At 70.4% G+C, this 8,879-nt stretch carries 8 protein-coding genes; 4 read left to right on the forward strand and 4 right to left on the reverse strand.

Annotation, left to right across the window (positions count from 1 at the left end; genetic code table 11):
* Positions 1-898 (reverse strand): beta-1,3-glucanase family protein (locus AB0M52_RS25760; RefSeq protein ID WP_363958591.1); only part of this gene is annotated, 898 nt, incomplete at its 3' end.
* Between the two features lie 227 nt (positions 899-1,125).
* Between AB0M52_RS25760 and AB0M52_RS25765 the strand changes: the two genes are divergently transcribed.
* Positions 1,126-2,715, forward strand: coding sequence for an FAD-dependent monooxygenase (locus AB0M52_RS25765; RefSeq protein WP_363958594.1), 1,590 nt, complete (start codon positions 1,126-1,128; stop codon positions 2,713-2,715).
* A 165-nt stretch (positions 2,716-2,880) separates the two neighbouring features.
* Positions 2,881-3,792 (forward strand): helix-turn-helix transcriptional regulator, encoded by a 912-nt coding sequence (locus tag AB0M52_RS25770; protein ID WP_363958597.1) that lies wholly within the window; start codon positions 2,881-2,883, stop codon positions 3,790-3,792.
* Here AB0M52_RS25770 and AB0M52_RS25775 read toward each other — a convergent pair.
* Positions 3,773-4,783 carry a hypothetical protein gene (locus AB0M52_RS25775; protein ID WP_363958599.1) on the reverse strand — a complete coding sequence of 337 codons (1,011 nt, stop codon included), beginning with the start codon at positions 4,781-4,783 and terminating at the stop codon, positions 3,773-3,775. The two genes, AB0M52_RS25770 and AB0M52_RS25775, sit on opposite strands and share 20 nt — an antisense overlap.
* A 79-nt stretch (positions 4,784-4,862) precedes the next feature.
* On the reverse strand, positions 4,863-5,597 hold the full coding sequence (locus AB0M52_RS25780) for a MerR family transcriptional regulator (protein ID WP_363958602.1): 735 nt from the start codon (positions 5,595-5,597) through the stop codon (positions 4,863-4,865).
* A 146-nt stretch (positions 5,598-5,743) separates the two neighbouring features.
* On the opposite strand from AB0M52_RS25780, the gene AB0M52_RS25785 reads away from it, so the two are divergent.
* Together AB0M52_RS25785 and AB0M52_RS25790 are read left to right on the forward strand one after the other, a co-directional pair.
* Entirely contained in the window at positions 5,744-6,112 is a 369-nt protein-coding gene (locus AB0M52_RS25785) for a helix-turn-helix transcriptional regulator (protein WP_363958604.1), read from the forward strand.
* On the forward strand, positions 6,109-7,482 hold the full coding sequence (locus AB0M52_RS25790) for a permease prefix domain 1-containing protein (RefSeq protein WP_363958606.1): 1,374 nt from the start codon (positions 6,109-6,111) through the stop codon (positions 7,480-7,482). The genes AB0M52_RS25785 and AB0M52_RS25790 overlap by 4 nt, the downstream gene beginning before the upstream one ends.
* Before the next feature lie 76 nt (positions 7,483-7,558).
* Here the strand turns inward: AB0M52_RS25790 and AB0M52_RS25795 are convergent.
* A partial coding sequence (locus AB0M52_RS25795) for a CocE/NonD family hydrolase (protein WP_363958609.1) occupies positions 7,559-8,879 on the reverse strand: 1,321 nt, incomplete at its 5' end.

Consider the following 8,879-nt stretch of genomic DNA (forward strand, 5'->3'; position numbering starts at 1 on the left):
AGCCCCAGACGCTGGCCGACGAGGGCCGGTTGAACGCGGCGACGACCTGGCCGGCGCTGTTGGTGAAGGTCATGACCGTGCCCGAGGTCCGCCCGGAGTAGCGGATGTCGGGCCGGTCACCGAACGGCACCACGGTCAGCGTCCGGGTGGTGTACGCGTTCCATGCCGAGGCGATGTACGAATCCAGGTAGGTCGGGCTGAACAGGCCGGCGCCAGCCGCCTTGCCCGGTGCCAGTACGCGCAGCACCGTGCCGTCGGCGCGGCTGTAAACGGTGTTCGCCCAGCCGGACTGGGACCGGATGCCGTTGATGATGGCGTTGCGGCCGCCGGTGACGACATCGCCGGTGCGCTTGGTGGCGCCGTTGGCACCGGTCACGGTGACCGCGTGCGGCACCGAGAACATGTCCACCTGCGAGCTGTTGAGCCACAGGCCGGCGTCGTTGTAGGTGAACTCGCTCCAGTCGAACAGGATGTCGCGGTTGGGGTCACCGGGGGCCCAGGGTGCGGGCTGCACCAGACCGTTCGGGGTGAGGAAGAACTTCAGCTTCTCACCGAGGGAGAAGTAGACGCGACCGGAGAAGCCGCGCGGGAACCGGACCGTGGTGCTGGCACCGTTGGCCGGTCCGGGGATCGACGCGTCGGGGGCGGGCGACGGCGGGATCTGCCCGCCGGTCCAGGGGATGAACGTACCGGCCTGGTTGACGTAGCCGAGGCGGCCGGAGGAGAGCTGTACGCCGAGGACGTACAGGTGGACGGCTCCGGCTCGGCCGGTGTTGTTGGTGACCGTTACCGGCAGCAACGGTGGACCGATGGCCTGGGCGGGGGCGGCGACGAGGGCGGTCGGGACGGCGGCGATCAGGGCTGCGACGACAGCCAGCAGCCTGGTTCGGACAACCACGGAAACTCCTCCGCTCGGTGGTGACACGGTGTGAGAGAGCGCTCTCCCAGACTCTGACTGTTAACGACGTTTGTCAATAGATGTGCGACGATGTCGCGCATCCGGGCGGCTGGCCACGATATCGTCGGCTGGGACATCACCAGCCCGGCTCACGCCCAAGGGTGCGAGATGGTCGATATCGCGTACGTCCCCGGCGTCGGCGCCCGCCCTCGACACCGCCATGCCCGATGACCGAGGTTGACGTTCTGGTGGTCGGGGCAGGCCCCACCGGCCTGGCGCTGGCCGGGCAGTTGTCGGCCTTCGGCACTCAGGTCCGCCTGATCGACCGGGCCCGCGACCGGGCCCACGAGTCCCGGGCGCTGGCCGTGCAGCCCCGCACCCTGGAGGTGCTCCGGTCCCTCGGCGTGACCGACGAGTTGGTGGCCGCCGGCAACCCGGCGGTGCGGGTGTGCCTGCACGCCCAGGGCCGGCAGCGTTCGGTGCCGTTGTTCGACCTGGGCCTGGCCGACACCGCGTACCCGTATCTGCTCCTGCTGTCACAGGCGGAAACCGAGCGGGTGCTGGGTGAGCACCTGGCAGTCGCCGGCGTCGACGTGGAGCGCGGCGTCGAGCTGGTCGGGCTGGAGGACCGCGCGGGGGGCGGCACGGTCGCCATCCTGCGGCACACCGACGGCCGCCAGGAGCTGGTGGCGGCCCGGTTCGTGGTGGGCTGCGACGGCGCGCACAGCACCGTCCGCCACCTCGCCGGGATCGGGTTCGAAGGCGGCACGTACCCGCAGACGTTCGTGCTCGCCGACCTGGAAGCCGACGGAATCGACGGCGCCGCTGCGCACGTCTTCCTGGCCGAGCAGGGCATGCTGCTCTTCTTCCCGCTCGGCCGCCCCGCCAGCTGGCGGATGATCGTGATGCGACCGCCCACCGATCACACCCCGCCGGACGCCCCGCTAACCCTCGACGAGGTCCAGACGCTCGCCGACACCTACGCCGACCGGGCGATACATCTGCGCGACCCGGTATGGATGACGAACTTCCGGCTGCATCACCGCGCTGCCACTCGTTACCGGGCCGGGCCGGTGTTCCTCGCCGGCGACGCCGCACACATTCACAGCCCGGCCGGCGCGCAGGGCATGAACACCGGCATCCAGGATGCGGTCAACCTCGGCTGGAAGCTCGCGCAGGCGCTGCGCGGTAATGCCGGGCCGGCGCTGCTGGACAGCTACGAGGCAGAGCGGGCGCCGGTCGGACGGATGGTGCTGCGTTTCACCGACCGCGCATTCGCCGTCGCCACCTCCACCAATCCGGTGGTGCGGTTCGCCCGGACCCGAATCGCGCCCGCGCTGGTCCCCGTCGTCCTCGCCTCGAAACTCGCCCGCGCGACCGCGTTCCGCACCGTGGCGGAGCTGAACATCGGCTACCGGCACAGTCCGCTGTCGGAACAGGGCGCAGGCGCGCCGCGTCGGGGCCCGAGGGCGGGCGACCGACTGCCTGACGCCCCGCTGCCGAGCAGCGATGGAGCGTCGACGCTGCACCAGCTCATCGCGCGGCCCGGATGGCACCTGCTGCTCTGCGGGCCGGCGGATGCCTGGCCGGCCACCGTGACCGCTCGGCTGGACCGGTACCGGCTGACCGTGCACCGGTTGACCGGGCCCGTCCGGTCGGCCGGGTGGGCCGGTGCCGGTCTGGCGCTGCGCCGACCGGGTGTCAGGGGTGTCGCCTCGCTGTACCTGGTTCGCCCCGACGGGCATGTCGGCTACCGGTCCGGCGACAGCGACCTGACCGGGCTACGGGCGTACCTGGACCGCTGGGTCGGCGAGTAGGGGAGAAGGACCGATCTCCCCCGGACGGGGGAGGCGCTTCCGCAGGCAGATCCCCGTTTTCCGGGAGGCGTGAGTCGCCGGACCGCTGGCATGCTGGCAGCCATGGCCAACCCAGACCTCCCGCATTCGTCGCCGGGCGCAACGCAGATGGGGCCCGCTGTCCGCTTGGGCGTGTCCGGAGCCGGCCTGCGGGCCGGCCTGGCCGCGTGGGCCCCGCCCTTGGCGCTCGCGTTCGTCGTGGAGGTGGTGCTGCTGACGACCCCGGGGCCGCAGCCGTATGCCTTCGACGACTTCCCCGGCGCTGTGCTGAGCGCTGGCGACATGGGTCGCATCGCGCTCGGGTTGGCCAACCTCGCCGCGGTCATGGCGGTCGCGTTGTCCCGGTACCGGCTCGGGCTGGCCTGCGTGCTGGCCGCCGTCCCGTGGGTGCTCTCGCCGTTGGCGGCGGTGATGGCGTGGGGCTGGTGGCTTGCCGGTCTGGCCGTGCTCGGGGTCGCGGTCTTCGACGGTGCCCGCCGGCGGGCGCTGTGGATCGCGGCCCTGGTGGTCACCCTGGCGGTGGTCTACTGCACGAGCGGGGTGTACTGGAACGTGCCGGCCGTCGGGCCGGTCAACCTGTACGGCCGCGACCCGAGTCGGTGGCTCGACGACCTGCGGCTGTTCTACCTGTCGGCGTACCTGGGCGCGGTGGTCGCCGTGGTGCTGACCGCGGCGCTCGCCAGAGTTGTCGCGCGCCGAGTGCGGGCCACTCGCGCCACCTCGACATCCGCGCCGCCGATGGTGGTGGCCGCCGCCCCGCCCACGCCGGCCGACGCCGCACCATCGTGCCCCGCCGAACGGACCCCGTCCGGGCCATGGGCCGGACGGATGGCCACCCTCACCCGGCGCGAGCGGGAGGTGCTGCTCGCCGCCACCCGGGGCCTGTCCAACGCCGGGATCGCCGCTGACCTGGTCATCGGCGAGGAGACGGTGAAGACCCACGTCTCCGAGGTGCTGCGCAAACTCGGCTGCCGCGACCGTGTACAGGCCGTCATCGCGGCCTACGAGTCCGGCCTGGTCACACCGACATCCGAGTAGTCGGCGGACGGCCGACCAGCCGGCGCCGGGCGCGGGCCAGGATCGCGGCGGTGCTGACGAGGACCGCCGCGACCAGCACGGCCAGGGCGCCGAGCGTGAGCGGGTCCGGGTGGACCACGCTCTGCCCGCGCAGCGCCTGCCAGGTCGTCAACCCGACCACCCCGAGGTAGCCGAGCGAAGCGACCCAGATCAGCCCGGTACGGTCGGCGACGCGCAGCCACCGGGGGCCGAACCTGCCGAGCAGGAGACCGAGCAGCGGGAGTGCCTGCAACGCGTGCAGGCCGATGAAGTGGGCGACCCGCAGGTCGCCGCCGACGGTGCTCCAGCCGACCACCGGCAGACCCGGGCCACCGTCCGGGACTCCGACGCTGTGCGCGCCGACGGTCGGCATGCTCTGGCCCGACTGCGCCGACTGGAGTTGCTGCGCGGTGGGCTGGGTCATGAAGAAGGCCACGCCCATGCCGACCGTGCTGATCAGCACGCCGAGTCGCAGCGACCAGGCGAGCGCCCGGTCGAGCAGTCGCTGGCGCAGCAGTAGCAGGCCGACCAGGAGGTTGGCGAGCCAGACCACCACGACCGCGACGGCCATGACGGACCAGATCGCCGCGTGCGCCGGGGTGGACACGTTGAAGTGGCTGGTCGTGCCGGCGGCCGTGGCGCCGACGATCAGGACCATCTCCACGGCCAGCGCGAGCGCGGTGGCCCAGGACACCAGCCGGACCAGGCGAGGGTGTCCGGTGACGTACGTGAACAGCCAGACGAGGGTGAACGAGTAGACGGCGATCGACACGGCGAACTTGGCCGGCTTGAGCCAGGCCGGCGCACCGGTGATCACCCGCGGGTCGGCGATCAGCCCGACCGTGGTGCCCACCAGGAGCACCACCATGGCCGCGCCGATCAGCGTGAGTGGTTTGTCGCGTGCCCAGGCTCGTCGCAGCAGGTGCAACGGGTGGGTACGGACGATGGGGTCAGCAAGTACGCCGCTGGCCATGGCTCCTCCAGCCGGATGGATGGATAGTGTCGGTATCTATGGCAGATAGTGACACTATCCAGTCCGCTGACGCAAGGGCCTATCGGGGTGAGTGGTTCGCCGAGCCGGCGGTCGTCGCTGCCGTCGAGGTGCCGGGCGGCAGGTCGCACGCCGGGTCCCGGCCCGGCACCTTTGGCCACTCGTCCCGGGGCATCAGGCGGCGGGCGGAGGCATCCTCCTGGGCCAGGCGGCGCAGTGCGTTGAGCACGATCTCGCCGAGCACGGTGCTGGTGACCACGCCCTCGACCATTCGCATCCGCTCGCCCCGGGCCACCACCAGGTCCACCTCCTGCCCGGCGATCTGCTCCATCGTGTCGGCGTAGCGCGGCAGCATCGCGACGATGTCGTCCTGCCCCAACGCGCGAAGGGCGGCCACCGCATCGGCCGCCACGTCGAACTGGGGCGCGTGGTCGGGCACCAGCCAGCCCCGGCGGCGAGCCAGCTCGACCACTTCCGCCCGAGCCGCCTGCCAGGCCGCGCTGTCCGGATCCCGGCGCGGGCTGCCGGCCACCGCGTAGGACGCCGCGCCGAGCAGTTTGTGTCCCGTCACGTTCGGCTCGTCGATCGCGGCCAGTACGTCACGCGCGGCGGCGATCGACAATCCGCCGACGTCGATCAGAGCGCGGATGAGTCGGAGCCGGTGCAGGTGTTCGTCGGTGTAGACGGCCTGGTTGCGTCCGGTCGCCTCGCCCGGCGCCAGCAGGCCCTCCCGCAGGTAGAACTTGATCGACGGGATGGTGATCCCGCTCCGGCTGGAGAGTTCGGCGATGCGCACGGATGGTTCCTCCTGGTCCCGAGTCAGAACCGGATAGTAGCGCTATCTGCTGCTGCGCGTATCCGGGCCGCCGCGTTCTCTTGTTCTCGGACGATGCCTAGAACTACTATGCATCATGGTTCTAGGTGTGAGGTGAAGGAGGGCCTGTGAGGGTCACCAAGGATCTCGTGGCCGCCTCGGCGACGCCGATGGTGCTGGGCATCCTGGCCGACGGTGAGAGCTACGGCTACGCGATTCTCCGACGGATCAACGAACTGTCCGATGGAGAGTTGGACTGGACCGAGGGGCTGCTGTATCCGTTGCTGCACCGGCTTGAGCGCCTCGGGTACGTGAAGTCGAGCTGGCAGTCGGCCGCCGGGGAGCGGCGGCGCAAGTACTACCGCATCACCAGCAGCGGCCTGGCCGAGCTCGCCGAGCAACGCCGCCAGTGGGACACGGTCGTGAGCACACTCAAGGAGATCTGGCCCGGCGACGTCCGACGGTTGGCCGCGATTCCGCTGGAGGGTCGGGCATGACAGCGGCAGACAACCAGGACGAACTGGAGGCCCAGTTCGCCCAGTGGCGCCAGTACGTACAGCGCCGCCCGGAGCTGCAGCAGGCCGACTCAGAAGAGCTCGAAGACCATCTTCGGGCCTCTGTCGACCAGCTCGTCGCCGTTGGCCTGCGCGCCGACGAGGCGTTCCTCATCGCGGTCAAACGCATGGGTGGCCTGGACGACCTGGCTCGCGAGTTCGCCCGGGAGCATTCGGAACGGTTGTGGAAGCAACTGGTGCTGACCGGCGAGAACGACGGCCAGGTGGCAGGCGCCCGGTCGCGGCGTGACCTGCTCGTGATGGTCATCTGCGCGGCGGGCGCGGCGGTGTCGGTCAAGGTGCCGGAACTGTTCGGCATGAGCCTGGAACAGGACGGCGCGTTCTACGCGCCCAACTTCGCTCTGTTCGCGCTGCCCTGGCTGGCGGCCTACCTGGCCTGGCGTCGCCAGGCCAGGCCAGTGCTGATCGGGGTGCTGCTGGCGTTGTTCGCGCTGGGCGCCGTGGCCGCGAACGTCTACCCGCTCGCGGACGACTCCCAGTCGTTGGTCCTGACCGCCATCCATCTCCCCATCGCCCTGTGGCTGGTGGTCGGTCTGGCCTACGTCGCCGACGACCTGCGCTCGTCACGTCGGCGGATGGATTTCATCCGCTTCACCGGCGAATGGTTCGTCTACGTCAACCTCATCGGCCTCGGCGGCGGTGTGCTGATCGCGTTTATGTTCGGCACCTTCGAGGCCATCGGCATCGTCCCGGAGGACTTCATCTCGCAGTGGGTCCTGCCCTGCGGCGTCGTCGCCTCGGTGGTGGTGGCCGGGTGGCTGGTCGAAGCCAAGCAGAGCGTTGTCGAGAACATCGCGCCAGTACTCACCCGGCTCTTCACCCCGCTGTTCACCGCCGTGTTGCTGGCCTTCCTCATCGCCCTCGTCTGGACCAGTTCCGGCATCAATGTCGAGCGGGAAGCGCTGATCCTGTTCGACCTGCTGCTGGTCGTGGTGCTGGGGTTGCTGCTCTACTCGATCTCGGCCCGCGATCCGCTGGCCCCGCCCGGCCTCTTCGACAAGCTGCAACTCGCCCTCGTGGTCAGCGCGCTCATCATCGACGTGCTGGTGCTGCGGGAGATCACCCATCGCATCACCGAGTACGGCACCACACCTAACAAGGCGGCGGCGCTCGGCGAGAACGTCATCCTGCTGGCCAACCTCGCCTGGTCGGCATGGCTGATGCTGGGATTCGTCCGGCGGCGCACACCGTTCGCGGCGCTCGAACGCTGGCAGACCGGCTACCTACCGGTGTACGCCGTGTGGTCCTGGATCGTGGTCCTGGTCTTCCCCCCGCTGTTCAGCTACCTCTGACGTCCCCGCTCGTCGGCTACCTAGACGCCTGGGCCGGTGCGTGCGCACCGGCCCAGGCGCCCTGAGGACGATCGACTCAGAATCCGAGTACGGTCCGTCCGCCGACCACCGGCAGCCGCAGCTCGCTGTGCTGCGGCGCGACCCGCAGCTCGGTGCCGCCGAGCGGCAGCAGGGTGTATTCCTGGTCGCTGGAGAAGACGACCACGCCGATCCGGTGACCTGCCGGGAAGACGTAGTCCTTCGGCTCCAGGGTCCACCGGAAGTCGTACAGCTTGCCCTGCTTGAGCGGCTCGGTGCGCGCCGGGCCCTTGCGGTTCTGCGGGTCCATCCAGCCCCGGGTCACCACGGTCGGTGCGGCGGTCGAGCCGGCCGGGCCGTAGTCGACCAGGTACGCGGTCAGGTTGGCGTCCGGCTTGTTGTCGATCGCCATCCGCAGCCGCATCTCGGGGCGCCCGGAGATGCGGACGTCCTGGTTCAGCACGGGGGAGCGGTAGACGAGCCGGTTCGGGCTCGCCGTGTCCGGGCCGGCCACCAGGGTGTCCGGGTGGATGGTCCGGCCCTCGTCGACGAAGCGCTGTTCGACCTTGCCGTTCGGCCTGGCAGAGGTGAGCGTGCCCGGCGCGGTGGCATCGGTCGCGCCCAGCTGCAGGGTGACATCGCGGGTGCCCGGGTCGGGCCAGTTGCGGTACGTGGTGTACGCCCGGTTCTCCCGCTGCAGCACCGCGGTCGGCTCGTCCATGATCCCGTTGCGTACGTTCCACAGCCAGTAGTCGAACCAGCGGTTCTCGGTCTGCTTGTAGGTCCAGGTCCGGCCATCGGGCAGGGTCACCGACGCGGTGTTGCCCGGCCCGCCGTGCCCACCCTGGTGCAGCCAGATCTTGCGCGGGACGTTCCGCTCGGTCAGCTCGTCCCACCAGCCGGCGAAGTGCTCGGTCTTCACGTTCCAGTCGTTGAGACCGTGCACGACGAAGACGCTCGCCTTGACCTTCTTGGCGTCGAGGTAGTCGCGGTCCTGCCAGAACTTGGAGTAGTCGCCGGTGACCCGGTCCTGCTGCTCGGTCAACGCGGCGATTTCGTCGGCGCAGGGGCCTTCGGCCCGCGCCCGGCCGGCGGTGAACTGGGCCAGGACGTCGACGTCCTCGCCCTGGTACGTCCCGGGTGCGACGACCAGACCGTTTGCCCGGTAGTAGTCGTACCAGCTGCTGATCGCGGCGACCGGCACGATGGTCTTGAGCCCCTTGACCCCGGTGGTGGCGACCTGGTTCGGCAGCGTGCCGTTGTAGGAGACGCCGGTCATGCCGACCGCGCCGGTGGTCCAGTCGGCGGTGACCGGGGCACCGTTCGCGTCGTACCCCTTCGCCCGTCCGTTCAGCCAGTCGATGACCGCCTTGGTGCCG

This window comes from Micromonospora sp. NPDC051296, from assembly GCF_040682255.1.
GTDB lineage: Bacteria > Actinomycetota > Actinomycetes > Mycobacteriales > Micromonosporaceae > Micromonospora > Micromonospora craterilacus.

Excerpts from the sequence above, each read along its gene's own strand:
- AB0M52_RS25775 (WP_363958599.1), bottom strand. The coding sequence starts at position 4,783 with ATGGCCAGCGGCGTACTTGCTGACCCCATCGTCCGTACCCACCCGTTG.
- AB0M52_RS25765 (WP_363958594.1), top strand. The coding sequence starts at position 1,126 with ATGACCGAGGTTGACGTTCTGGTGGTCGGGGCAGGCCCCACCGGCCTG.
- AB0M52_RS25790 (WP_363958606.1), top strand. The coding sequence starts at position 6,109 with ATGACAGCGGCAGACAACCAGGACGAACTGGAGGCCCAGTTCGCCCAG.